Genomic DNA, 24665 nt, shown 5'->3' with positions numbered 1-24665 from the left:
ATCAGTAGAATTGCTTTCTCCTAAGTGTACTTAACTGGACTGATAACCGCTATATTAGAATTAAAGCAACTTTACTATAGATTTGTCGCCTCATAAAATTTTGGAATTTTTCAACTTAAAATCGTAATAAACTATAATCCATATTCTTTTGACAAAATGAAAATCTGTATTGTTGGTGCGGGTGCGATCGGTGGATATTTAGGAGCAAAATTAGCACTAGCTGGTGAAACAGTGACGCTGATTGCTCGTGGTTCTCATTTGGAAGCAATAAAAAAAAATGGACTGAAGCTAGTCATGGCGGACGGTTCTAGCCAAGTTGCTCATCCGGCTTTGGCAACTAGCGATATTCAGGAAGCAGGGGAACAAGATGTAGTAATTTTAACTGTTAAGGCTCACAGTGTTCCAGCGATCGCCCCCTCGCTTTCCACACTCTACAATCCCCACACCACAGTTATCACAGCCCAAAATGGCATCCCTTGGTGGTACTTTCGTCATCATGGTGGCGAGTATGAAGGTACACGCATTCAATCTGTTGACCCGGATGGGATCGTTGAAGCTGGTATCGGGGTTGACCGGGCAATTGGTTGTGTTGTTTACCCGGCAACTGAGATAGTTGAACCAGGTGTAATTAAGCATATTGAAGGCGATCGCTTTACTCTCGGTGAAATCGACGGCAGTAAAAGCGATCGCATCCAATTATTAGCCCAAACCCTCAAACAAGCAGGATTCAAAGCACCAATCCGCAATCAAATTCGCACGGAAATCTGGATCAAGTTGTGGGGTAATGTAGCCTTTAACCCCATCAGTGCTTTAACTGGTGCGACTTTAGAGGATATTTGCCGCTATCCCCTCACCCGCGAACTAGCACGGCAAATGATGACAGAAGCTCAGGCGATCGCTGAAAATTTGGGTATAAAATTTGGCATTACCCTAGAACAGCGAATTAATGGGGCTGAAAACGTCGGTGCCCACAAAACCTCAATGCTACAAGATATTGAAGCCGGACGCCCCACAGAAATAGATGCGATCGTTGGTGCGGTGGCAGAATTGGGAAAACTCACTCAAATCCCCACACCTCATATTGATGCTATCTACGCCAGCGTCAAGCTACTGGAAGCGACCAAACAAAAGATTTGATTGACAATTTTAGATTGAATAAAAGCCGATTTTAGATTTTTTTGGTTCATTCTCGACTAACATCTAAAATCCAAAATTATTTGATGAAAGCAAAAAGGTCAAACTCTTGACGAATTTCCAACAGTGAACGGTCTAACATTGGTTCAAAGTTAAGAAACGGGACGAAAGTTTTATGGTTACGAGTTTTTAGCCACATTGAAATCAACTCTGGGACTAATCGCATTAATTCAAAAAAAATAGAACTGTACAACTGAATCACACCATCACGCTCGATCATCTCTTCATACATCACATTTACAGATGGATTCTGGCGCTCACGCAACCAATCCCTAAATTTGAAGTCACTTGTCCAAAATGTCAGCGGCAAAAGCTTAAGTTCGTCGTACATATTCGTGTGACAGCCATAAATGACATGGCTAGCATCATGAGCAAGCAAGATTTTGGCAAAATCCTCTGGTTGAGTCTTGGGATGAGTGATATGAAAATTGACTGCGTAGTATTCCTCCAGCCCTTGACGTAAAGTTTGAGTGCTATTTTTGTTGGTATATTTGGGTCGAGTTTGCAAAGACATAAGTCTGTGATTAATATTATCGATACAATTAGTATCGATAATATTAAATACAAAGTCAAACAGATTTGTGGTTTGCTAGAGATAAAAGTTAATATGAAGTTCTTATTACATGAGCGAACCCGCTAAAAAGCGTCCTGGAAGACCCCGCAGTGTTGAGTCTCATCAGGCAATTCTCCAGGCGACAATTGATTTACTGATAGAGGTTGGTTTTACTCACATGAGTATGGATGCGATCGCCGCTCGTGCTGGAGTAGGCAAAACCACGATTTATCGAAGATATAGTTGCAAAGAAGAGTTGATTGCAGATGCCATTGAAAGTCTTAGACAAGAGGTTGTTATACCTGATACAGGTAGTTTCTGGGGTGATATCGATTCTTTAATCGAGAGTGCTGCACAACTGACACTCAACCCTTTAGGGAAACAGACCGTTGCCATGATTATTAGCAGTGCATTAACCAATCCTGAGTTTGCTCAGATGTATTGGGCGAAATACCTACAGCCTCGACGGCAAGCGTTTGCGATCGTGCTAAAACGTGGCAAGGAGCGGGGAGAACTGCAAGCAGATGCTGATTCTGATTTATTCTTCGATACAATCAGCAGTATTATGCTTTATGCATCAGTTTTTCCACTTAGTAGCGAATCATGGAGTGCTTATGTTCGTCGGCTTCTAGATTTTCAGCTAGGAGATAAGGTGCTTAATCTGACCAATTCGGGATAATCTGGAAGAAAGTTTCTAAAGAAAAACTAAAGGTAAGAAAAAGCGATCGCCTAAAAACAGGATAATGCAGCTGAGTTAGCTAATCCTTCCCATTCTCTAACTATGGCATCTACACCCAAAATCCTAGCCTTTGCTGGCAGTACCCGTATAGATTCTTACAACAAAAAATTAGTAAAAATTGCAGCGGCTGGTGCGAAAGCAGCAGGCGCCCAAGTGACATATTTAGACCTACGGGATTTGCCCTTACCTCTATTTGATGAAGATTTGGAAGCTCAAGAAGGACTACCAGCCAACGCCCGCACATTGAAGGATTTGATGATTTCTCATCAGGGATTTCTCATTGCTTCGCCTGAATATAACAGTTCGCTCACAGCAGTTTTGAAGAACGCCATTGATTGGGCATCTCGTCCATCTGAAAATGAAGCCCCATTGGTCGCTTTTGCAGGTAAAGTTGCTACGATTATGAGCGCTTCTCCAGGCGGTCTTGGTGGTTTGCGGGGCTTGGTTCACCTGCGGTCTATTTTAGGAAACATCAAAGTTTTGGTACTTCCCGACCAAATAGCCGTATCCAAAGCTTATGAAGCTTTTAATCCTGATGGCACATTAAAAGATCCCAAACAGCAAGAATCTATTGAACATTTAGGTCATAGCTTAACAAAAATATTGCTGAAACTTAATTAAGCTTTTTACTGAACAAGGCAAAAGTAAAGATTAAGTGAACATTGATTTTTACTTTTTACTTTTCTCTTTTATAAATCAATACTCTTGGATAAAATCGATTTCGGTAACATCCCATGTACACCTTTTTGGGGACTATTCACAACTTGAGTGATGCGAAAGTTCACAGCTAAACTACACAATACATAAGAATCTTCTGGCGACAAATTGGTGAAGCGTTCCAGAAAATCAATCATATTTTTTAAAGCGAGTTCTAAGGCTTCATCTAAGGTTTGAGCAAAACCCATTGTGATAATATCAGTTGGAGTTTCGGCAATTGGTGTTGTTAATTGTAAATCCTTACGGAGTTTAAGTGTAATTCTACCGTTCATGGAAGTTTCAATGGCAGTCACATTTACTTCGCCATCTCCCTGTGCGGAATGTCCATCACCAATAGAAAATAGCGCACCTGGAACAAAAATCGGTAAAAATAAACGAGAGCCTGCTTGAAGTTCGCGATTGTCGATATTACCGCCGTAAGAACCTGGTGGAACGGAAGTTCGAGAGGTTTCTGGCGTAGCAACACCAAGAATTCCAAAAAACGGTTTGAGGGGAATTTTGATCCCAGCATCGGGTGGAAATTCAGCGATATTGTTTGCCAAATCCAGAGGAATGAATCTTAAAGCGGGTTGAGGAAACTGATGTGGTAAAGCTCCCCAACCTGTACGAATTGCATTGAAACCTACAGGTAAACGAGGTGCGATCGCTTCTAATTTTACTTCTAAAACATCCCCTGGTTCTGCATCCCGCACGTAAATTGGCCCTGTAAGTAAATGCGGCCCTCCAGCAACTTTGCGTTCTGGTAAAAGATTTTGGCAGATGTCGAGAAATTCTGGTGTGAGAAACTCTGGTGGCGCCTTGTCATAAACGTAATAACCAGTATAAGTTTCTACATCAACTGTATCGCCGGAATTAATAGTCAGTGCTGGGTTTAGCAGATGAGAGAAACCACCCAAATGCACGGTATCCTTAGTAGCTTTTAAAGTGTAGTGAGCGATCGCTCTACCTCCTTCTAACTCTGGGAACTTCCAATTTAAGGGTTCCTGAGATCAAAATTTTCTTTGAGTTTCCCATACAGAGAATAGCTCATAACCCGCCTTACAACCAACTAATACAGCATTACTTTCATGAGAATGTTCTCATATTTCCTTAATTCACTTCTCATAAAGTTCTGATTAAACTTACTTTAAGGTCAAGTTAATTGACACTCAATAATACTTTGATTTTCATGAGGAGGCAAGTTAATTAAAAGAGATATCTAAGATTAATTAGAGCCTAAATTTAAGAGATGACAATAAATGAGAAACATCAGAATCATAACACCATAAATACGCAATTGGATAGATTTTTGCAATATTTTCGGCAATCAAGCCGTTGGCAACCAAAATTACTATTGGCACTATTTTTAACTTCTATATCTGGTGTCACGGTATTTTTACCAGATGGCTTATCTATACAAGGGCGGTTGACTGTATTTGTGTTTGCGGTGACCGTAATTTTGTGGTCAACGACCTCAATTAATGCTGGTTATATTGCCTTGGTTTCGGTACTCATGCTGCTATTAATCGGCGGCATTTCCCAAGAAGAATTTTTTGAGTCTTTGGGTTCGGATGTCGTCTGGTTAATGATAGGTGCGTTTATTTTGGGAGGCGCAGTTAAGCAAACTGGTTTGGCCACAAGGCTAACTCAAGCAGTAGCAGCCAAAGCGCACAACGTCAGCAGTTTATTTTGGTTGCTGACTACAGTCTTAATTCCGCTCTCCTTTTTGATTCCCTCTACCTCTGGACGCGCTGCTGTTACCCACCCAATTTTTCGCAGCGTCGCCATTGCCGTAGAGAATCAGCGTACCCGTCGCGCTTTGGCGTTGTTGATGCCTTCAATTATATTGGTGTCTACAATTGCTTCCTTAACTGGTGCAGGTTCTCACTTAGTTGCTAAAGATTTATTAGAAGAAATTTCTGACAAAGATATATCTTTCACCCAGTGGTTGCTTTACGGCTTACCCTTTGGAATTGTTGCCAGTTATGCCTCCTGCTGGGTAATCATGCGGTTGTTTCTAGATAAAAAATCCTTGCAACAAAAGTTCGATGTTGAATGCTTGCAATCAACACCCCTATCTGTACCAGAACGCAAGACATTGTTGATTGTCTTGTTGATGTTGGCGCTGTGGTTAACCGAAAAATGGCATGGTTTAGAAATTGCCACCGTCACCATCATCGGTGCCATGATTCTCACCGCGCCTTCTTTTGGGGTGATGAAGTGGAAAGATGCAGTCAAAGATGTTTCTTGGAATCTCATTATTTTCGTAGGTGCAACACTGGTTTTAGGACGCGCATTAATCAGTTCTGGAGCTTCAGAATGGATTATTAATCATGTCTTTCGCTTCAGTGAAATCGACAGCACCAAATCCCACTTTCTGATTCTGGTGCTACTTACCATCATTAGTTTGACTTCCCACATTTATATGACTTCCCACACAGCAAGAGCAGCCGCTTTAGTCCCTCCCCTGCTGTATCTCGCCAGCAGCCTCGATATAAATCCTGTTGCTGTCTTGTTTCTTAGTACCTTAGGTATGGACTATTGCCTAACCTTCCCCGTCAGTTCCAAAGCACTAATGGTTTACCAAGATGCAGAAGAAGATGGCTTTAAAGCAACAGATTTACTCCGACTAAGTTCAGTGATGATTGTTGTTCACTTCGCTTTAGTTGTTCTGTTCTACTACACCTGGTGGCGTTGGGTGGGGCTATCGTTCTGAGTGCTGAGTTATTTTCCCTCATCCCCATGCCCAATGCCCCATGCCCATTTCCCGATTTAATGACAAAAAAAGCGGCTAGATAGCCGCAGGAAATTAATAATGACACTAAACATTTTAATCGCTCCTTCTGGATTTAAAGAAAGTCTTGATGCAGAACAAGTAGCTGATTGCATAGCTACTGGGATCACTAGAGTTTTACCAGATGTAAATATCTGTAAAGCACCCCTAGTAGATGGTGGTGAAGGCTTCACTAAAACTCTGGTAGCAGCCACAGGCGGGACTTTACATCACTTAGAAGTAACCGGGCCTGTGGGAAAAAAAGTACAAGCTCACTTTGGCTTCCTTGGTGGAACTACGAAAAAAACTGCCGTGTTAGAAATGGCGGCGGCGGCGGGGTTGCGTCTCGTACCCTCCGATATGAGAAATCCCATGATCACAACAACTTACGGGGTTGGCGAGTTAATTAAAGCTGCCTTAGATGCTGGTGCAGAGCGCATTTTAGTAGGCTGCGGTGATTCTGGGACTAATGATGGCGGTGCTGGAATGGCGCAAGCTTTGGGTGTGAAGTTGTTGGATGAGAATGGCAATGAGTTAGGTTTGGGTTGTGGTGAATTAATCAAACTCAAAGGCATTGACTTTTCTGGGCGAGATTCCCGTTTAAATCAAGTCCAAATTGATGTTGCTTGTAACTGGCATAATGTCCTGTGTGGTGACAAGGGTGTGGCTAGAGTTTTCGGCCCTCAAAAAGGTGCATCCGCAGCAACTGTGGAAGCAATGGCTTCTGCACTAGAACACTACGCCGCAGTCATCAGGGCAGATTTAAATATCGACGTGGGACAAATGCCTGGTGGCGGTGCTTCTGGGGGTTTGGGTACAGGTTTACATGCTTTAATTGGAGCTAAATTATACTCGCGCTACGATATCGTTATGCAGTATTTGGAATTAGATAATCTGATTCCCAAAGCTGATTTAGTGATTACGGCGGAAGGCTGCATCGATTTTCAAACCCCACGCGGTAAAATTCCGGCTGAAGTAGCGAAGCGTGCCAAACGTTATAACTTACCAGTGATTGCACTTGTCGGTACCATTGGTAAAGGTGCAGAAATCAATTTCCAGCAAGGTATCGATTACTTCAACAGTATTTTGACTCATCCTTGTCAACTGAGTGAGGCGATTTCTCAAACCTCAACTTTGTTAACAAATGCTGCTGAACAGGTAGCGCGGTTGCTGTTGGTGGGTAGGCAAATGAGAAGCTTTAAATCCCAAGTAAACACACCATACAAGAAGCAAGCAACAAGATTTAAAACTAAAGATAGTTCTTCCTTTAGGGAAGCAAGCTACAGACGTTGATTTATGGCTACATCTCTCTAGAAAACCAAAATCGTCGTAGATCCTCCTAAATCCTCCTTAAAAAGGAGGACTTTGAGAACTTTTTGCTCCCCTTTTTAAGGGGAGTTGAGGGGATCAAAAGCGTGTGGCACAACTCTAGAAGACTTGTGTATACACCCTTAAAAAGGGGGGAACGTCTAAAGCCCCCTTGAAAAGGGGGTTGGGGGATCTAAGTCCTATGATTTATTGAAGAGCGATCGCACTACCTTACCTACTCAGAATTAAAATTTAAAAGTAGTGCGAATAGTCCCAACAAAAATACTTTCGTTATTGGCGTTATGTTCGGGGTTAGTAATCACAAATAGCCCAGGTGTAATCGAAATATTATCTGTCACCTGAAAACGATAAAAACCTTCTATATGTAAAGAGGTATCTCTATCAGTAATTAAACTACTACTAGTAACTTTGGGTGGCATTCCCAAAACTAAACCAGCTAAATTACCCTGATTTCCCAAATCAGGAAAGGCTAAACTAACAGCATAATTCAAAATTTCTGCATCATCATTTGTGACTGCTGACTCGGCTTTTGTATAACCAACCCAACCAGAGATCACAAATTTTGGATTGATTCGCCAGCTAGTTTCTAACCCAAATGAATTTGCTCTAGTCGCAACATTTCCAAAAGGACTACGGGCGCTTAAACTACCTGTACTTCCTGTTAAATTAACTCCAGTTTCGCCAATTCCTGCATAGTAACTATGAACATAAGTAAAAGTAATGCCTAATTTATCAACTGGTCGAAAATCCAAGTGTCCAAGTGCAACAAAGTTACCATTAAATAAACCATTATTTTCCGTCGAAACGGCTGCATCATTAGCCATATAAGCAACAGCAAGCTGAGTATTTTTATTCAGTTGGTAGTTAATCCCTAATCCTGTTCCATCCATACTCCGCAAAATCGGATTATACCTACCAAAACGAGAAACTGCACCTCTACCACTACTGGACAAAGGGTTTATTGGTTCAGCAAAATCATTTAATTCCATTTCGGCGATCGCAATTGTTGTTTTTAACTTCTCACCAATAGGAAATGAATAATAAACTTCATCCAATCCAATATCATTACCAGTATCTTCATCAAAACCTAAACGAGTCATTGTTGTTCCAGTAATCCTTTCGTCAAATTCTGGAATATTTCCTGATTCTAAGCGGAGGTTTAATTCATCTTTTCCGGTGAAGCTGGTCACAAAATTTAAACGTACACGCTGAGCAAATATGAGATTATTATCCAATTTGGAATTGTTATCTCGATTATCATCAGTATCGGCAGTGTTTTCGCCAAAAATACTAGCAGCAGTCAAAATCGCTTCAGCTTCGAGTTTTGTTGTCGGAGAGAATTGATTTGCTTCTAGCTGAGACGTTCTATTTTCTAAAGTATCGACCCGGCTACGTAGGGTTGCTAATTCTGAGGAAAATTCTGTTTGCAGTTTTTGGATTAACTCTAAATCTTCTTTAGTTGTTAAACTGTTGTCATTAGTGGCAATTAATTCTTGCACTCCTGTTAAACAAGCGTTTAAACTAGCTGCAAATTCATAACGTGTCATTGCACGTTCACCGCGATAATTTCGGTTCGGATACCCAGTAATACAACCATATCTTTCAATGAGCGATCGCAAAGCCTGAAATGCCCAGTCTGTAGGTTGTACGTCAGATAGTTGAGAAACAGATGTTAATTGCAATGTTCGTTCTAGAGAAGTTTGTTGCTGATTTTCTAGAGCAAAAATTGGTCTAATAAGACAGCTTGTAGCTACGCTGACACTGGATGTTAAGATGAAAATTCCAGAAAATTTATTCATTTTTACTGCAACACAAAAACTAAGAAATGCAACTTATTCGGATAATAAATTAACATGCTGTTGACTAAAAAATCATGAGAAATTTCTCATCAATAATTGATGTTTAATTCATCTTCGTATGATTTATTTTTAGACTATTGCTGATATCAAATTTACAAATAATATAGAAATCCGGTTTGATTTCTGAAAAGAACCGTACACTTTTAATCCCCTTCTTCACTATTGCCTGTTCCCTGCCTCTACAAGTAATTTCAAAAATCAAATACTAGTCATATAGTAGATTTTAAAGTAAGCTGAAATAAATATATCAACATATAAAATTCAAGATTATTCTATATAATTCAGCAAATAATAGTCACACCTGACAAGCAAAAAATACCTTGTCTAGAAAGGTAGCGTTTAGATTTGATATTAATAAAATGTGAGTTCGACGAACCTCTCCCTGTCTTAAACTAAAGTTCAAGCCTGTCCCTCTCCGAGTCGGAGAGGGACGGTTTTGCGTAGTAAAACCAGGGAGAGGTTTCAATATTTACGCCAATTAGGTGGTTACTACACGAGCCATCGAACTCACGTTAATAAAAGCTTGGTAGAAAACTTACAGCGTATTTCACGTAAATGAAGTACACGAGGGGTACAACAAACATATTTTGCCCCCTGCTCAAGAACAGCCTGCCTCAATGTATAAATGTCCTTAACTGAACCGTATTGATTTGGAAGTGTCTTATCGCGTCTTCTACAAAAACAGAAGTCAGGGCTGCCGATGTCAGCCCTGACTTCCCACACTCTACAATGATTATTATTTCTAATCACTGAGGATTTTATTTTTAAAATTCCTTATATCCGCGAAAGTGTACTAATGTTGTTGACGCATTCTTTGCCACACAGTAAAGCCCAAAAGAATAATAATACTACTGGCGGTAGCCAACATTACAGCCAAAGTCATACCTTGTATTCTCATCGCTAGCAAGTTACAAATCAAGGTAACTCCCCACAACGTGAGTGCTGCATGGCGTTGGGAGAGTCCCCAAGCCAGCAAGCTGTGATGGAGGTGGTCTTTGCCAGGAGTACTCAGAGGGTTATTTCCTGCTAATAGCCGCCGTACAAATACTTGAGTAGTATCTAGCACTGGCAACAACAGAAATAAAACCGTGGGTACGAGGGCATAGATCGTGTTTTGTTGCAGTCTGCCTAAAATACTAGTTGCTGCCAAGACATAGCCAAAAAAGTATGCTCCAGCATCACCCATAATAATCCGTGAGGGATGGAAGTTGTGGCGCAAAAAGCCCAGTGCCGCACCCCCCAAGGCTGCCAATACCAATATTGCCGCTGCACGGTTGTTAAATTGGGCTGCAACCCCTAACAAACTCATGGCGGTAATAAAGCTGATTCCCCCCGCCAAACCATCCATACCATCCATCAAATTGATGGCGTTGGTAATCCCTACTACCCATAGTACTGTCAGGCACATGGACAGAAGCGAGTCGATGGGTGTGCCAAACATCACTTTGATACTGATACCGTTAGCTACCAGTAAGAGTGCTGTGACAATTTGTGCCCACAAACGAACTGAGGGCGGTAAACCGAACTGGTCGTCAATAAAGCCCACAAGGACTAATATTGAACCCCCCAACAGAATAGTTAGCACCTGAGCCAACACATTTTGGAGTTCGATAGGTCGTAAAAGACTGGCTAATACCAGCGCGGCAATTACACCCGCGTAGATAGCTAGCCCGCCTGCATTGGGCAAAGGTTCTCGGTTGAGCCGCCGTGCGTTGGGTTGGTCTGCCCAACCTACCCGCAAGGCGAATTTGCGTACTGTCGGAATTAAACGCCAGGTTACAAGCCAAGCTAAGAGGAACGTAAATACTACTGCCAACCAGCCGGTGCCGCTAGGTTCGGCAATACCAAGGGACTTAAGGGAGTTGTCTAGGTTCATCTCCCAATTCAAGCATTACTGCCAGTATCTAATATGAGCATCACCTGTATATTAATCAATTTTTCATTTCCATTTGTAACTTGACTTGCTGGAGACATTAGCACTCTTGTCCTGTGAGTGCTAAATTGTCTAATGGAAGCGCTTGAGAAATAAAACATGGCGAAAATTATTGCATTTGACGAGGAATCGCGGCGAGCTCTAGAAAGGGGTGTTAACGCCCTTGCCGATGCCGTAAAAATCACCTTGGGACCCAAAGGTCGCAACGTCCTTTTAGAGAAAAAATTTGGCGCACCTCAAATTGTCAACGATGGTATCACTGTTGCCAAGGAAATTGAATTAGAAGATCCTTTAGAAAATACAGGTGCAAGACTCATCCAGGAAGTAGCATCAAAAACTAAAGATGTCGCTGGAGATGGCACTACAACTGCTACAGTTCTGGCACAAGCTTTGATTCGGGAAGGTCTTAAGAACGTTGCGGCTGGTAGTAACCCGGTGAGCTTAAAGCGCGGGATCGACAAGACTATCGAAGCCCTGGTAGAAGAAATTGCCAAGATAGCTAAGCCAGTGGAAGGAAGTGCGATCGCTCAAGTTGCCACTGTCTCAGCCGGTAATGACGAAGAAGTTGGTGATATGCTAGCCCAAGCAATGGAAAAAGTCACCAAAGATGGTGTCATTACCGTTGAAGAATCTAAATCCCTGACGACTGAACTAGAAGTAGTTGAAGGGATGCAGATTGACAGAGGTTATATTTCTCCCTACTTCGTCACCAACAACGAACGGCAAATCGTCGAATTTGAAAACGCCCGCATCCTGATTACTGATAAAAAAATCAGCAGCATCCAGGATTTAGTGCCGGTGTTGGAAAAAGTCGCCCGTTCGGGTCAGCCTTTGCTAATTATTGCTGAAGATGTAGAAGGAGACGCCTTAGCAACTTTGGTAGTGAACAAAGCGCGGGGTGTACTGACTGTAGCTGCCATCAAAGCCCCTGGATTTGGCGATCGCCGCAAGGCTTTACTCCAAGATATTGCCATTCTCACCGATGGACAAATGATTTCTGAAGAAATCGGCTTGAGTCTAGACACGGCATCTTTGGAGACCCTGGGAACTGCTCGTAAAATCAGCATCGATAAAGAAAACACCACAATTGTCGCTGGTAGTTCCACCAAGCCAGAAGTGCAAAAGCGGATTGGTCAAATTCGCCGCCAGTTGGAAGAAACCGATTCTGACTACGATAAAGAAAAACTGCAAGAACGCATCGCTAAGCTAGCTGGTGGTGTGGCAGTGATTAAAGTGGGTGCAGCCACAGAAACCGAACTCAAAGACCGCAAATTGCGAATTGAAGACGCCCTCAACGCCACAAAAGCTGCTGTAGAAGAAGGTATTGTTCCTGGTGGTGGAACGACCCTCATTCACCTATCCAAAACAGTAGAAGCATTTAAAAACAGCTTGCAAGCAGAAGAAAAAATTGGAGCTGAGATTGTCCAACGGGCATTAGAAGCTCCTTTGCGTCAAATAGCAGACAACGCCGGTGCAGAAGGTTCTGTGGTTGTCTCTAGAGTCCGGGATACCGAATTTAACATTGGCTACAACGCCGCTACTGGCGAATTTGAAGATTTGATTGCTGCTGGTATTATCGACCCTGCTAAAGTCGTGCGTTCAGCTTTACAAAACGCTGGCTCTATTGCTGGTTTAGTCTTAACCACCGAAGCGATCGTTGTTGAAAAGCCTGAAAAGAAACCCGCTGCTGGTGCCCCTGATATGGGCGGCATGGGCGGTATGGGCGGTATGGGCGGCATGGGCGGCATGGGCGGCATGTTCTAACCTCTGCTCACCCAGAGATGTCAGAATTCACAATTTAGAAGCGGAGCCGGAAACATCTGTGGCTCTGCTTCTGAACCTAAGATAAATATTTTGAAGCAGTTTGTCTTGCCAAGGCAAACTGTTTTTTATACCATTGCTGATTCAGAAGCAATATGTTATCTCTATTGCTGGTAGAGCAGGGATTTTTAATTTTTGTAAAATTACGTGTATGTCCTTTGTCATTCACCAATGACCAATGACCAATGACTAATGACTATTAGGTAATATTTGATGGCACGAAAACTGCGCCGCGCCCTGAAAGTAGTAACTAAGGCATTTGAAGATGAGTTCCATCACCAACCAGGAACTGTGCCAGGAACGATTTTTATTGATGCAGACGCTCCACCACCAATAATTTTCTTGATTGACTATAACCAGACGAATTTTATTCGCGAACAAATAGCAACTCCAGAAGAATGTATTCCATATCTAGACATGGAAAGCGTTTCTTGGGTAGACGTACAAGGTTTAGGTAGTCAAGATATATTACAAAGATTAGGCCGAGTTTTTGATTTACATCCTCTTGTTTTAGAAGATGTGGTCAATGTACCGGAGCGTCCGAAAACAGAGGATTATGAAGACCAATTACTCTTCATTGCTCGCATGGTAGTACCAAAGGAAAAAACATGTGGTTTTTATAGCGAACAAGTTAGTTTAATTTTGGGTAAAAATTATTTGCTGACAGTCCAAGAAGAACCAGAGCATGATTGCTTTGAACCAGTGCGATCGCGAATTGAAAAAGGTAAAGGCATCATTCGTTCTCAAAAAGCCGATTATCTAGCTTATGCTTTGTTAGATGCCATTATTGATGGCTATTTTCCAGTCCTGGAACTTTACGGTGAGCGAATCGAAGAATTAGAGGAAGAAGTAATAGTTAAACCTACTCCGCAAACACTACAAAGTATCTATCAAATTAGGCGAGAATTACTGCAATTACGTCGCGCTATCTGGCCGCAGCGAGATGCAATTAATTCCTTGATTCGTGATGGTAGTGATTTAATTAGTGAAGACGTGCGAATCTACCTGCGAGATTGTTATGACCATACTGTGCAAGTCATGGATATGGTGGAAACTTACCGAGAACTAGCATCTGGATTAATGGATGTATATCTTTCGGCGGTAAGTAACAAAATGAATGAAATTATGAAATTTTTAACAGTGGTTTCGTCAATTTTTATTCCATTGACTTTTGTTGCCGGAATATATGGTATGAATTTCAATACCGAGAAATCACCATATAATATGCCTGAATTGAATTGGTATTGGGGTTACCCAATATGCTTGGCAGGGATGGGGGCGATCGCGCTTTGTCTAGTATTGTTTTTTTGGCGACGAGGCTGGCTGCAAAACTCTGTCCCAGTTAAACGTGATTAAAAATTGTAGGCGATCGATGAGTCGAATATACATTCATTAGCACTGGGAGTTAATATTTTGGAATTATGAGGAGTAGCGACCAGAATTTAGTAGTTTTGACGATTTATATTATTGGTGTCTCTTATGTTTTTAACCGAATGGTTGAATCCATCGACGACCAAATTAAATTTGAATTTAAAAAAGGAATTGTCGATGAGCAGCTAAAGGAACAAAATCTCGACGATAAAATTGGAATTTCCTTTAAATTCAAATCCTCATATCCAATTGATGACCTGAAAGATTTATCGATTAGTGTTGAGAATAAATCTGATAGTATTGCCGTATATGTTGACTGGGACAATAGCTCTTTGGTAGTTGAACATAGCAAACAATCGCGCCGAGTAATTCGCAAATCACCAGACTTAACGCGCGACTTAGCTGTACCCCAAAGCCCTAGCTTAATTGCCCCCAAGAAAACACTTTCTGAGACAGTGACAGCAGAAGATGTTTTGCAGCGCGATCAAGCAACTGGAACCTACTCAGCTAAAAAACCACTAATTGATATCAATGGGCTACAAAAAGGGCAAAAAAAGTTGTACAACGACTTTATAAATAGAAGAAAGGAGTTGGAATTTTCTCTACAATTAGTATTAAGAGTATCTGAAGTGCGTGTAGGTTTAGCTCCTGGTGTTGATTTCCCTCCCATTAGCATTATCAATTGTCCTTTCACAGTCAGGAAACTACCTTGGACTTACGCCCTACCTTGGAATAAAAAGAAGTAATGCCAACCAACTTAACACAGTATGCCATCCAAGATTACACTGGATGTAGGGAGAGAGTAGGCGCAGGCGGTTGCAGATCGGTGATAGTCACTGGTTTGAGGAAAGTCCGGACTCCCGAAAGACCAAACTTGCTGGATAACGTCCAGTGCGAGCGATCGTGAGGATAGTGCCACAGAAAGATACCGCCAAAACAATTCAAAATTCAAAATTCAAAATTCAAAATTAAGGATTTTGAACCAAGAATTTTGAACTAAATTTGGTAAGGGTGCAAAGGTGCGGTAAGAGCGCACCAGCAGCATCGAGAGGTGCTGGCTCGGTAAACCCCGGTTGGGAGCAAGGCCAGAGGAACTATGGTTGGTCTTTTACCAGTTCCGCTCAACAAGAGCCGCTAGAGGCGTCTGGTAACAGGCGTCCCAGATAGATAACTGCCCTCGTAAGAGAACAGAACCCGGCTTATGTCCTGCTCTTTCCTTCAAAATGGAGTATCAAACTTTTTCGGTTTGTACTCCATTATTTTTTGATGTATTTAAGCGATTAGGCAATAGGCAATAGGCTTAAAACTGGAGTTTAGACCGAGCCAACCACAATTCCCAAGTCATTACAGTCCTGCTAAGCTGAAAAGCGATTCACAATCCAAAATCTAAAATCCAAAATCCGATCAATTTTCAAAGATGATAAGTTGGGTAAAGATGAACCTCACCCAACCAAAGATTGATTGCTGTTAATACAAGAGCATCACAACTTTATTGAGCTTTGACAAATTTCAAAACCCTGGCATTTGGAGCGTCGGTATTAATTGTTAGCTCTCCATCGCTTATTTTATAGGACTTTAATGATTGTATTGCATCTACATATTGGTATTCCCGGTCATCACCGCAATATGCACGTGTAGTTATTATAGAGCCTGTAGGTGTGATTGTGTCCTCTGTCGATTGGTAATTAATAAAGTATCGGTTGCAAACAACTGTGCCTGCAATTATATTTCCACTAGGATCGAATTGGGCTGTAATTTCAACTTGTTTTGGAACAGGAGAATCGCCTAATGTAGTAAGTTTCCAATCGCCTTCTAAACCTGCCGCAAAACTAGGGTTTTGTAGCGCCCAACTCAAACTAAGTACGACCAGGGCAAAAACGATCGCCTTTTTGAAATATTGAAATATGTTCATGCTTTTTCAGCTGAAATTGTAATTTTAGAGTGGATTGCCTAACCTTTTAATTTGGCTTTTTGCATCAAATAAAAAACTACACTTACCTTTTTAGTAGGTGGTGATAAGTTAGCTTTTTAAGTTCAGTTATTTAAAACTGATATGAATATACTTCTACATTTTTAATGAAAATGCAAGGACAGTTAAGACAGTTAAGACAGTTAAAGAATATTTAATAATTTCTTTACATTTCAAGAATGCAACTTCTTTACACTTTGTCAAAGTTCACAACGCGATCGCCTCTACTAGCTGATGGTCTGCCACCCCTGCTCCCCCTGCTCTTATCACCAAAAGTTGCTAAGAACCAAGCCTTATTTATAATTAACAGGACTTAAGCACAGGCTACGGAAAATCGAACCACAGAGGCGCAGAGAAGCCAGTGCGTTGGGCGGGTTCCCCGACTTGTTCGCTCTTAGCGTTCCCGCAGGGTAGCAACTGGCGCGTCACGGAGAAATAAAAGTTTGAGAGGTTTTTTGCGTAAGTCCTAATTAAAAATAAAATTTTTTAAATAACAATTTATTTTGACTTATCAATAAATATGATTTTCTAACTCAATATCATCATGTATTAGCTGAACTTAAGCTGTATTAACTCCAGCGTGTAGTTAACTTAATTAAAGTAAAAATTTTTATTACTTATCTTCATAAAACTGTTAAGAGAGAACGTTGCTACCTAGCGAATGAGATAAACCGATAGTCAGGGAGTTGCTGATAGTCGCTTTCTATGGAGGAATTGAGTAAACTGAGTTAATAGTCTACTTATACCAAAAACGTACTACAAATATTACTCGTAGTACTGCTCGATCGCTCAAGATATACGATTAATTTATACTTTTGAAAAAAAGTAATCTCAAATGCTTGTAATATCATTAATCTGGACATTACCCTACTGATTACGGATTTTCTCTTGATTTATCAATGAGCAATAACTAATCACTAATCACTCTTGACTAAGAACTGATGACCCTAGTTTATCCACGCCGTCAACGACAACTCGAAAGCTTAGTCAAAAAATTTGGTTTGCCAGCACAAGCACCAATTAAATGGCAACTATTGGACTTAGCGCTAACCCATCCTACTGTTTCTGACTCAGCAAATTATGAACAGTTAGAGTTTGTTGGCGATGCAGTGGTACGGTTAGTGTCAGCTGTTGTGTTGTGGGAAAATTACCCAGATTGTCCAGTAGGGGATTTTGCGGCAATTCGTTCGGTATTGGTGAGCGATCGCATTCTCGCCCAATTAGCTAGAGAATATGGTTTAGAGCTATATTTACTAGTTGCTGGCAGTGCTACGGCTGATAAAGTTGGTCAAGAGTCACGACTAGCAGATGCTTTTGAAGCAGTTCTGGGTGCGCTTTACTTAAGTACTCAAAATCTAGAATTAATTCGTCCTTGGCTAGATCCCCACTTTCTACAACTAGCAACAGAAATTCGCCTCGACCCAGCTAGACTTAATTACAAAGCTGCTCTACAAGAATGGACACAGGCACAATTTAAAGTTTTACCAGAGTATCGGGTTGTGGAGGTTAATCAACCACACCACAATCAAGAACGTTTCCTTGCTGAAGTCTGGCTACACGGAAATATGCTCGGACAAGGTAAAGGGCGCTCAATCAAAACCGCCGAACAAGCCGCAGCTAAAGTTGCTTTTTTAGCAATTGCTAATCAGCAAAAACCCTGAACTCAAAAGATTGCAAATAAACTGATAATCAGTTGATTGTCATTAGTCATTAGTTGAGTTGTCATTAATCATACCAATTCACTAAAAGTTTGAAACAGATCCAAATCTAGAAACCCTTGTAAAACAAGGATTTCTTAATTTTGAATTTTGAATTTTGAATTGGTATCAGTTGTCCCTTGTTCTTTGCCAATGACCAATGACTAATGACCAATGACCAATGACCAATGACAAATAACAAATAACAAATGACAAACCAAATTAAAATCGCTGTCATCGGAGTTGGCCGTTGGGGAGTGCATTTATTAAGGAATTTTTTAGCACATCCTCAGGCAAGTGTTGTTGCTGTAGTAGACCCCCATCCAGAACGATTAGCGGCGGTAAAACAGCAGTTTAGCTTAGATGAAAATGTAGTATTAACAACACAGTGGCAGGATTTAAAGCAAGTGCTAGGGCTGACAGCAGTTGCGATCGCAACTCCCGCTAATACTCACTATGCTTTAATTCAAAATGCTCTCCAACAGGGATACGATGTTTTGGCAGAAAAACCCCTAACTCTCGACCCAGCACAATGTCGGGAACTTTGCCAGTTAGCAGAGCAGCATCATTTAATACTCATGGTTGACCACACCTATTTATTTCATCCGGCAGTTGAGCGGGGGCAAACTGTAGTTAAAGCAGGTAAATTAGGGGATCTCCGCTATGGTTACGCCACCCGTACCCATTTAGGGCCTGTGCGGCAAGATGTTGATGCACTGTGGGACTTAGCCATTCACGACATTGCTATTTTTAACACATGGCTGGGTCAGTCTCCTGTGAAAGTACAGGCAACGGGTACGGTGTGGCTACAAGGAGAAGGGAGTAGGGAACTGACTCACTCCCCACTCCCCACAGACGCGATTAATCGCGTCTCTACCCACTCCCCATCCCAAGGTTTGGCTGACTTAGTGTGGTTAACACTGACATACCCAGATAACTTTCAAGCTTATATTCATTTGTGCTGGCTAAATCCCGATAAGCAGCGACGGTTGGGGATTGTAGGCAGCCTTGGCAGCTTGATTTTTGATGAAATGTCGCGATCGTCACCTCTAACCCTGCTACATGGGGAGTTTGAACAACACGGCAATCAATTTATTCCTGTAAATCAAAGTCAGGTGATGCTGGAATTAGAACTAGGAGAACCATTGCAGAGAGTTTGCGATCGCTTTGTTGTCTCTATTCTTAACAATAGTCCCCCAGAGGTTTCCTCTGGCTGGGTCGGCACACAGTTAGTAGAAATTCTTGCTGCTTTAACAGTATCTCTTAGGGAAGGTGGCAAACCTGTTTTTCTTAGCAAATGAACCATAATCCAAAATGGTCTTACCTTTGAGATGTCCCATTTGCATAAACCCCTCCTTTTGGAAGACTTAGCAGAATAGTTTGCTGGGGCGAAAGACTAATTTGATAAATCTCCTTACCAGGTAACTGCTGAAGCTTGGGAGATTTATTCTTGTCTACCCCTGCTTTCTCAGATTTGCTGATTCCCATAGTCTGGCTTCTCCCAGACTCCTGTGGGATAGGCTGACGGCTTACTTTTACCCCTTCATTCCCAGAGGAGAATCCAAGATCCCCTACATTTCCTTGTTTCTTAGCAATAGGTAACAGGGAGATATCAATCAAAGGTAAGCTAATCTTGACTGTCGTACCTTGATGAAGTCCTACACTCTCAAGAGTGATGCTACCTCCCATGAGTTCGATTAAGTTCCGTGAAATTGCCAGTCCCAGTCCAGTACCTTCATACTGACGTGTGGTTGCGCCATTCACCATTACAAAGGGGCGAAATAATTTGTGCTGTTGAGCCGGATCGATACCTATACCTGTATCTTTGACTATGACGACTGCCTGAGATTTCCCATTACCATATTCAATTTCTGTAGTAATGGTAATGCTGCCAGCGTCAGTGAACTTAGTAGCGTTACCGATAACATTAATTAACACCTGCTTGAGTTTTGCGGCGTCTGCGTTAATTGGTATCGGTTCAGTACCTAACTCACATTTCAATTGCAAGCCTTTTTGTTGAACATTAACTGATTGTAAATTGATCACCTCTAGCAATATTTGTCGGAGGTCAAGAGGTGCTGTGACTACTGAAAGCTTACCTGCTTCAATTTTAGAAATATCAAGTAAATCATTAATAATTCCTAGCAAGTGAATAGCTGTTTCATCTGCACGTTTGAGAAACTCTACTTCTTCTTCTCGGTCATCACATAAGCCATCTGCAACCAAGCGAATACAGTTAATAATAATATTCAAAGGGTTTCTCAACTCATGGGAAGTTGTAGCCAAAAACTGACTTTTAACTTGGTTAGCACTTTTTGCTTCTTTCCAAGCCATTTCTAGTTCTTCTGCCCCAGCTTTGAGCCGTTGTACCATTTGGTCTAGTGCTTGGGCTAGTTGATCGAATTCTCGGATTTTGAAGTTACGGGGAACTGGTTGTGCAGCGTGGTGAGAGTGAATATTCAGAGCGTAGTCTCGCAATTCTTCTACTGGACTTGCCAAGTAAGGAGCTAGATATAGGGATGCTAATAAACTTGCACCAATTAAACCAACTGTTAAAACAATGAGGATGAGTTTGATTTCTTCTAAACCAAAAAGGGCATTATCAACTGTAGTAACAGCTAAGATAATCCATTTTTGCTGCTGTTGCTGGCTGAGAGGATTGGCGATCGCTGTGTAGCCAGCGACTAATTCTTGTTGTTCAAAAGATAAATTGATTGAATCTTTTCGTCCACTAATTGCATTTTTGATTATGCTTTTGAATTGGGAAGCATTTGGATGCTCTTCGATATTACTTCCTACCCAACCTGTTAATGGATGCGCCAAAATAGTGCCATCTTCAGCAATCACTACCATAGCACCTGTGAGCGATCCCGGCCGATTTGTAGTTTTTTGGTACAGTGCTGACTTAATACTTAAACTGTAAACTAAATTTTGTCGGCGATCGTAGACTGGCGCAGATAAGACTAATTGCAGCTGATTTTGGCTGTTTCTTTTACCAGTCATTCCTGACTTTGGCGGAAAGACTGCTTTGACATCAACTCCGTCACTAGGCAAAGGCAATTTTAATTCTCCAATTACTGCATCGCCACAATCACTAGCAATTATTTTCTGACTGAGGAGGTTTGTTAATTGGATACACTCAATACTTGCTGGAAGTTCTTGCCTTAACTGCTTGAGAATTTCTTCTTCTATGGGCAAACTCGACGGGATTACTGTTGTTTTACTTACACTCAGCAAATGGGCTTTTAATAGAGCGATCGCATCTACAGTTTTCTCCCCTTTACTAATAGCGCTTTCTGTTAAATTTTGACGGGCAGTTGCCAAGAGGCTAGAACGTGCCTTATTCAAAGCCACAATTTCGCCTATAAGCAAAACTGGGACGAACAGAAGCAATATTCTCGTTACTAAAATTCGACGAAAGGATGATTGGCGGGAATTAGTCATCGACTGTCTCACTTTGCATCTGCAAACCGTAAAAGCAAAGATATGCAACTTAGATCGGCTAAATGAGACATTTCATCATGTGATCGTAACTCTATTTTCAATGTTTAAAAATAACAAATTGCTATAGTAGAAAAAGAAACGTACTATACCAAAACTCATATACAGTGTATGTAAAAGGGATTTGTGTTGCATATGAATACAGTAGTTAAATAGTCAAACATTAGCTTGTAGGTATAGATTTTTTACACCTACACACTTGAAAGCAAAACATCAAAAACTATGAAAGTAATTGAATGCTGCAACATCGTCCTCATACTACAGTTGTTTTAGCGATGAGTGCAGATGGCAAGATAGCAGATTGTAGGCGATCGCCTGCTCGGTTTGGTTCAAGGGCTGATAAAGCACACTTAGAAAAACAAATCGCTGCCTCTGATGCCGTTTTATTCGGTGCTGGTACTCTAGGTGCTTACGGAACAACACTTACCATATCAGATCCGAATTTATTGCAACATCGGGCACAAGGGGCTAAACCCCTCCAGCCAATTCATATAGTGATTACACATTCTGCAAACCTCAATCCGGAAATTAGCTTTTTTAAGCAACCAGTGAAACGCTGGTTACTTACGACAACAGAGGGAGCAGCTTCCTGGAACAGACGCGAAAATAAACTTCCACGCCACTTGTCTCAACTGGAGAAAGCCGAAAATGGCACTGGCTCCCCAAAAGGGTGGCAATTACAACAACTATCAGAAACACAGCAAACTAGCGCTTCCCAAACCTCTGCACAGGAGTGTCCTCCAAAATTTGAGCAGATTATGGTTTTTGAAACACCAACCGGAGAAATTGACATTTCCACAGCTTTGAAGCATCTAGCCACTCTACATATAACACGCTTGGTGGTTTTGGGTGGCGGTCAATTAGTAGCTTCCTTAGTGGAATTAAATTTAATTGATGAATTATGGTTGACTGTTTGTCCACTGATTTTAGGCGGTAGTACCGCACCCACACCTGTGGATGGACAAGGGTTTCCATCACATTTAGCTCCCAAATTACAACTTCTAGAAGTTAATACAATTGAGCAAGAAGTATTTTTGCACTATCGGCTGCAACGATGAGCTTTCTTAGATTAGGCTAATTAAGGGATTGGGGGCTGGGGACTGGGGACTGGCAAAAAGGCAGAGGGGCAGGGGGTAGGGGGTAGAGAAGAATATTCCTCTCCTCTGCCCCCTACCCCCCTGCTTCTTCCAATGCCCCATGCCCCATGCCCCATGCCCAATTCACAATCCCTACTCCCTTAACAACCTACAAAATGTTGGAACAACTCAAGCCTCGCTATTCTGTTGTTTGGACGGACAAAATCGCCGAAGTACCTCAAAATGCCTGGAATGCTTTGGCAATGCCACTGAAAACACCATTTTTAGAGTGGGAATGGCTGAATAATCTCGAAACTTCCAACAGTGCTACGGCTAAAACTGGTTGGTTGCCAAATCATTTGACGTTGTGGCGGGATAGAACACTCATTGCCGCGGCCCCACTTTATCTGAAAGGACACAGTTCTGGTGAATTTGTCTTCGATCATCAGTGGGCAGAGTTAAGCGATCGCATTGGCATACGGTATTATCCTAAACTGCTAGGAATGACACCGTTTACCCCCGCTGAAGGTTATCGGTTTTTAATTGCCCCAGGAGAAGATGAGAATGAAATTACAGCAATAATTGTGCATGAAATTGACACTTTTTGTGCTAAGAATCGCATCTCTGGCTGTCATTTTCTCTTTGTCGATCCCCAATGGCGTCCTGTGCTGGAACGGCATGGTTTTATAAGTTGGCTGCATCACAGCTTCATTTGGGAAAATTCTGGTTTTAAAACTTTTGATGAGTACTTGCAAGTATTTAACGCCAATCAGCGTCGCAATATCAAGCGGGAACGTAAAGCTGTAGAAAAGGCAGGTTTACGATTGCAACCATTGAGTGGGGATCAAATTCCTCAGTCTTCGTTTCGTTTGATGTATGAGTTTTATACTGACACCTGTGATAAATTTGGCTGGTGGGGTAGCAAGTATCTCACACAGCGGTTTTTTGAACAACTAGAGATTGATTATCGCCATCGAGTTTTGTTTTTTGCCGCATATAGCGAGGAAGATAATTCTCATCCTTTAGGAATGTCCTTTTGTTTGTTTAAAGATGACAAACTCTATGGACGCTATTGGGGTAGTTTTCAAGAAATAGATTGCCTGCATTTTGATGCTTGTTATTATGCACCGATTGAGTGGGCGATCGCTAACAATATCCAAATTTTTGACCCTGGCGCTGGTGGACGCCATAAAAAACGGCGCGGTTTCCCCGCTATGCCCAATCACAGTCTGCACCGCTTTTACAATAATCGCTTGGGGCAAATTTTGCGCCCCTATATCAAAGAAGTAAATCAACTCGAACAGCAAGAGATTGAGGCGATTAATGCAGAGTTGCCATTTAGTAATCGGCAAGATTCTTAAATCATACAAAGTCAGCACTAATCAACTTTCTAACCCACCAAGCATGAAAAGAGGACAAGTGAATTGGGGACAAGGTAAAAGATTTATTGCAAGTTGTCTCCCCACCTCCCCACTCCCTATTCCTTATACCATTTCACTTTAAAATCGATACAAATAGGCAGCAGAGGGGCAGGGAGCAGGGAGCAGGGGGAAAGAATTTAAAGACTAATCATTTGTATCAGAATTTTCGTAAATTGGTACTACTCCCTACTCACCACCTACAACTCAGAGGGTAAATGACGAATTACACTTGAGATAGAGTGTAAAAGCTCATTAAGAAAAAATTTGCTTTTGATAATGCTTACGGATTTAATGGTTAAAGATTTAGCAGCAATTGACGATCAACTTTCTCGGCGTCATATTGACCTCGATCCCGGTGGATATTTCATCATTTACTTGGATAGAGACGCAGGGTTAATTTATGCCAAGCATTTTACAAATGTGATTGATGAGCGCGGTTTAGCAGTCGATCCAGAAACCGGAAAGGTAATCCCTGCGCGAGAAAAGGTAGAACGAACTCATACCACAGTTTTTAGTGGCAGGACAGCCAAAGAACTTTGCGTAAAAATCTTTGAGGAAACTCAGCCCATTCCAGTCACTCAATTAAATCATGCAGCTTATTTAGGTCGAGAATTTGTCCGGGCTGAAGTCGCTTTAGTCACAGAACAAGAGTATGTTCAAGACTAAAGTCAGGAATGAGGAGTGAGGAGTTAATAGTGAGGAGTTGAAAGTTAACAGTGATGAGTAAGGAGTT

19 protein-coding genes and 1 other RNA gene are annotated in these 24665 nt (G+C 41.6%); 14 read left to right on the top strand and 6 right to left on the bottom strand.

Features of this window, described 5'->3' with window-relative positions:
* Positions 1–156 precede the first annotated feature (156 nt).
* A complete protein-coding gene (locus ACM0OY_RS23930) occupies positions 157–1137 on the top strand; it encodes a 2-dehydropantoate 2-reductase (RefSeq protein WP_414571322.1) in 981 nt (326 codons plus the stop codon).
* 76 nt (positions 1138–1213) lie between these two features.
* Here the strand turns inward: ACM0OY_RS23930 and ACM0OY_RS23925 are convergent, their stop codons facing one another.
* The gene (locus ACM0OY_RS23925; protein WP_414571321.1) at positions 1214–1708 is read right to left on the bottom strand and encodes a hypothetical protein; all 495 of its coding nucleotides are present in this window, start codon (positions 1706–1708) and stop codon (positions 1214–1216) included.
* 109 nt (positions 1709–1817) lie between these two features.
* On the opposite strand from ACM0OY_RS23925, the gene ACM0OY_RS23920 reads away from it, so the two are divergent.
* A complete protein-coding gene (locus ACM0OY_RS23920; RefSeq protein WP_414571320.1) occupies positions 1818–2426 on the top strand; it encodes a TetR/AcrR family transcriptional regulator in 609 nt (202 codons plus the stop codon).
* Between the two features lie 102 nt (positions 2427–2528).
* Positions 2529–3107 carry an NADPH-dependent FMN reductase gene (locus ACM0OY_RS23915; RefSeq protein ID WP_414571319.1) on the top strand — a complete coding sequence of 193 codons (579 nt, stop codon included), beginning with the start codon at positions 2529–2531 and terminating at the stop codon, positions 3105–3107.
* Positions 3108–3175: 68 nt separating this feature from the next.
* Here the strand turns inward: ACM0OY_RS23915 and ACM0OY_RS23910 are convergent, their stop codons facing one another.
* Complete coding sequence (locus ACM0OY_RS23910) at positions 3176–4141, bottom strand: acetamidase/formamidase family protein (RefSeq protein ID WP_414571324.1); 966 nt, start codon at positions 4139–4141, stop codon at positions 3176–3178.
* A gap of 290 nt (positions 4142–4431) precedes the next feature.
* Here ACM0OY_RS23910 and ACM0OY_RS23905 point away from each other — a divergent pair, with 290 nt between their 5' ends.
* Both ACM0OY_RS23905 and ACM0OY_RS23900 read left to right on the top strand, forming a co-directional pair.
* Positions 4432–5898 carry an SLC13 family permease gene (locus ACM0OY_RS23905; RefSeq protein ID WP_414571318.1) on the top strand — a complete coding sequence of 489 codons (1467 nt, stop codon included), beginning with the start codon at positions 4432–4434 and terminating at the stop codon, positions 5896–5898.
* 99 nt (positions 5899–5997) lie between these two features.
* Positions 5998–7248: a glycerate kinase gene (locus ACM0OY_RS23900; RefSeq protein ID WP_414571317.1), complete on the top strand. Its 1251-nt coding sequence runs from the start codon at positions 5998–6000 to the stop codon at positions 7246–7248.
* A 260-nt stretch (positions 7249–7508) separates the two neighbouring features.
* Here ACM0OY_RS23900 and ACM0OY_RS23895 read toward each other — a convergent pair whose 3' ends face one another.
* Both ACM0OY_RS23895 and ACM0OY_RS23890 read right to left on the bottom strand, forming a co-directional pair.
* Complete coding sequence (locus tag ACM0OY_RS23895; RefSeq protein ID WP_414571316.1) at positions 7509–9083, bottom strand: iron uptake porin; 1575 nt, start codon at positions 9081–9083, stop codon at positions 7509–7511.
* A gap of 853 nt (positions 9084–9936) precedes the next feature.
* Positions 9937–11019, bottom strand: a complete 1083-nt coding sequence (locus ACM0OY_RS23890) for an MraY family glycosyltransferase (protein ID WP_414571315.1) — start codon at positions 11017–11019, stop codon at positions 9937–9939.
* Positions 11020–11175: 156 nt separating this feature from the next.
* Here ACM0OY_RS23890 and groL point away from each other — a divergent pair, with 156 nt between their 5' ends.
* The 4 genes from groL (at position 11176) to rnpB (ending at position 15485) form a co-directional block, all read left to right on the top strand.
* Complete coding sequence (groL, locus tag ACM0OY_RS23885) at positions 11176–12840, top strand: chaperonin GroEL (protein WP_414571314.1); 1665 nt, start codon at positions 11176–11178, stop codon at positions 12838–12840.
* A 270-nt stretch (positions 12841–13110) separates the two neighbouring features.
* A complete protein-coding gene (gene corA / locus ACM0OY_RS23880; protein ID WP_414571313.1) occupies positions 13111–14253 on the top strand; it encodes a magnesium/cobalt transporter CorA in 1143 nt (380 codons plus the stop codon).
* A 65-nt stretch (positions 14254–14318) separates the two neighbouring features.
* Positions 14319–15014 (top strand): hypothetical protein, encoded by a 696-nt coding sequence (locus ACM0OY_RS23875; protein WP_414571312.1) that lies wholly within the window; start codon positions 14319–14321, stop codon positions 15012–15014.
* Between the two features lie 53 nt (positions 15015–15067).
* An RNA gene (gene rnpB / locus ACM0OY_RS23870) (RNase P RNA component class A) lies at positions 15068–15485 on the top strand.
* Positions 15486–15757: 272 nt separating this feature from the next.
* Here the strand turns inward: rnpB and ACM0OY_RS23865 are convergent.
* Complete coding sequence (locus tag ACM0OY_RS23865; protein WP_414571311.1) at positions 15758–16180, bottom strand: META domain-containing protein; 423 nt, start codon at positions 16178–16180, stop codon at positions 15758–15760.
* 998 nt (positions 16181–17178) lie between these two features.
* Here ACM0OY_RS23865 and rnc point away from each other — a divergent pair.
* Both rnc and ACM0OY_RS23855 read left to right on the top strand, forming a co-directional pair.
* Positions 17179–17898 (top strand): ribonuclease III, encoded by a 720-nt coding sequence (gene rnc / locus ACM0OY_RS23860; protein WP_414571310.1) that lies wholly within the window; start codon positions 17179–17181, stop codon positions 17896–17898.
* A gap of 245 nt (positions 17899–18143) precedes the next feature.
* Positions 18144–19235, top strand: a complete 1092-nt coding sequence (locus tag ACM0OY_RS23855; protein ID WP_414571309.1) for a Gfo/Idh/MocA family protein — start codon at positions 18144–18146, stop codon at positions 19233–19235.
* Between the two features lie 19 nt (positions 19236–19254).
* Here ACM0OY_RS23855 and ACM0OY_RS23850 read toward each other — a convergent pair whose 3' ends face one another.
* The gene (locus tag ACM0OY_RS23850; RefSeq protein WP_414571308.1) at positions 19255–21378 is read right to left on the bottom strand and encodes an ATP-binding protein; all 2124 of its coding nucleotides are present in this window, start codon (positions 21376–21378) and stop codon (positions 19255–19257) included.
* A gap of 293 nt (positions 21379–21671) precedes the next feature.
* Between ACM0OY_RS23850 and ACM0OY_RS23845 the strand changes: the two genes are divergently transcribed.
* From ACM0OY_RS23845 to ACM0OY_RS23835, 3 genes are all read left to right on the top strand, one after another.
* Complete coding sequence (locus tag ACM0OY_RS23845) at positions 21672–22493, top strand: RibD family protein (protein WP_414571307.1); 822 nt, start codon at positions 21672–21674, stop codon at positions 22491–22493.
* Between the two features lie 194 nt (positions 22494–22687).
* Complete coding sequence (locus ACM0OY_RS23840) at positions 22688–23872, top strand: GNAT family N-acetyltransferase (RefSeq protein WP_414571323.1); 1185 nt, start codon at positions 22688–22690, stop codon at positions 23870–23872.
* A 336-nt stretch (positions 23873–24208) separates the two neighbouring features.
* Positions 24209–24598 (top strand): DUF4346 domain-containing protein, encoded by a 390-nt coding sequence (locus ACM0OY_RS23835; protein ID WP_414571306.1) that lies wholly within the window; start codon positions 24209–24211, stop codon positions 24596–24598.
* The last annotated feature ends 67 nt before the right edge of the window (positions 24599–24665 follow it).

The organism is Nostoc sp. CCY 9925, assembly GCF_963920935.1.
Taxonomy (GTDB): domain Bacteria; phylum Cyanobacteriota; class Cyanobacteriia; order Cyanobacteriales; family Nostocaceae; genus Nostoc.
Note: the sequence above shows the minus strand (reverse complement) of the source record. Positions and strands in the feature narration are given on the sequence as shown.

Bases quoted from the DNA above. Each gene is read 5' to 3' on its own strand.
- ACM0OY_RS23920 (WP_414571320.1), top strand. From the start codon at position 1,818: ATGAGCGAACCCGCTAAAAAGCGTCCTGGAAGACCCCGCAGTGTTGAG.
- ACM0OY_RS23855 (WP_414571309.1), top strand. From the start codon at position 18,144: ATGACAAACCAAATTAAAATCGCTGTCATCGGAGTTGGCCGTTGGGGA.
- ACM0OY_RS23925 (WP_414571321.1), bottom strand. From the start codon at position 1,708: ATGTCTTTGCAAACTCGACCCAAATATACCAACAAAAATAGCACTCAA.
- ACM0OY_RS23845 (WP_414571307.1), top strand. From the start codon at position 21,672: ATGCTGCAACATCGTCCTCATACTACAGTTGTTTTAGCGATGAGTGCA.
- ACM0OY_RS23865 (WP_414571311.1), bottom strand. From the start codon at position 16,180: ATGAACATATTTCAATATTTCAAAAAGGCGATCGTTTTTGCCCTGGTC.
- ACM0OY_RS23850 (WP_414571308.1), bottom strand. From the start codon at position 21,378: ATGACTAATTCCCGCCAATCATCCTTTCGTCGAATTTTAGTAACGAGA.
- ACM0OY_RS23840 (WP_414571323.1), top strand. From the start codon at position 22,688: ATGTTGGAACAACTCAAGCCTCGCTATTCTGTTGTTTGGACGGACAAA.
- ACM0OY_RS23875 (WP_414571312.1), top strand. From the start codon at position 14,319: ATGAGGAGTAGCGACCAGAATTTAGTAGTTTTGACGATTTATATTATT.
- ACM0OY_RS23895 (WP_414571316.1), bottom strand. From the start codon at position 9,083: ATGAATAAATTTTCTGGAATTTTCATCTTAACATCCAGTGTCAGCGTA.
- ACM0OY_RS23915 (WP_414571319.1), top strand. From the start codon at position 2,529: ATGGCATCTACACCCAAAATCCTAGCCTTTGCTGGCAGTACCCGTATA.
- rnc (WP_414571310.1), top strand. From the start codon at position 17,179: ATGACCCTAGTTTATCCACGCCGTCAACGACAACTCGAAAGCTTAGTC.
- ACM0OY_RS23835 (WP_414571306.1), top strand. From the start codon at position 24,209: ATGCTTACGGATTTAATGGTTAAAGATTTAGCAGCAATTGACGATCAA.
- groL (WP_414571314.1), top strand. From the start codon at position 11,176: ATGGCGAAAATTATTGCATTTGACGAGGAATCGCGGCGAGCTCTAGAA.
- ACM0OY_RS23900 (WP_414571317.1), top strand. From the start codon at position 5,998: ATGACACTAAACATTTTAATCGCTCCTTCTGGATTTAAAGAAAGTCTT.
- ACM0OY_RS23905 (WP_414571318.1), top strand. From the start codon at position 4,432: ATGACAATAAATGAGAAACATCAGAATCATAACACCATAAATACGCAA.
- ACM0OY_RS23890 (WP_414571315.1), bottom strand. From the start codon at position 11,019: ATGAACCTAGACAACTCCCTTAAGTCCCTTGGTATTGCCGAACCTAGC.
- corA (WP_414571313.1), top strand. From the start codon at position 13,111: ATGGCACGAAAACTGCGCCGCGCCCTGAAAGTAGTAACTAAGGCATTT.
- ACM0OY_RS23930 (WP_414571322.1), top strand. From the start codon at position 157: ATGAAAATCTGTATTGTTGGTGCGGGTGCGATCGGTGGATATTTAGGA.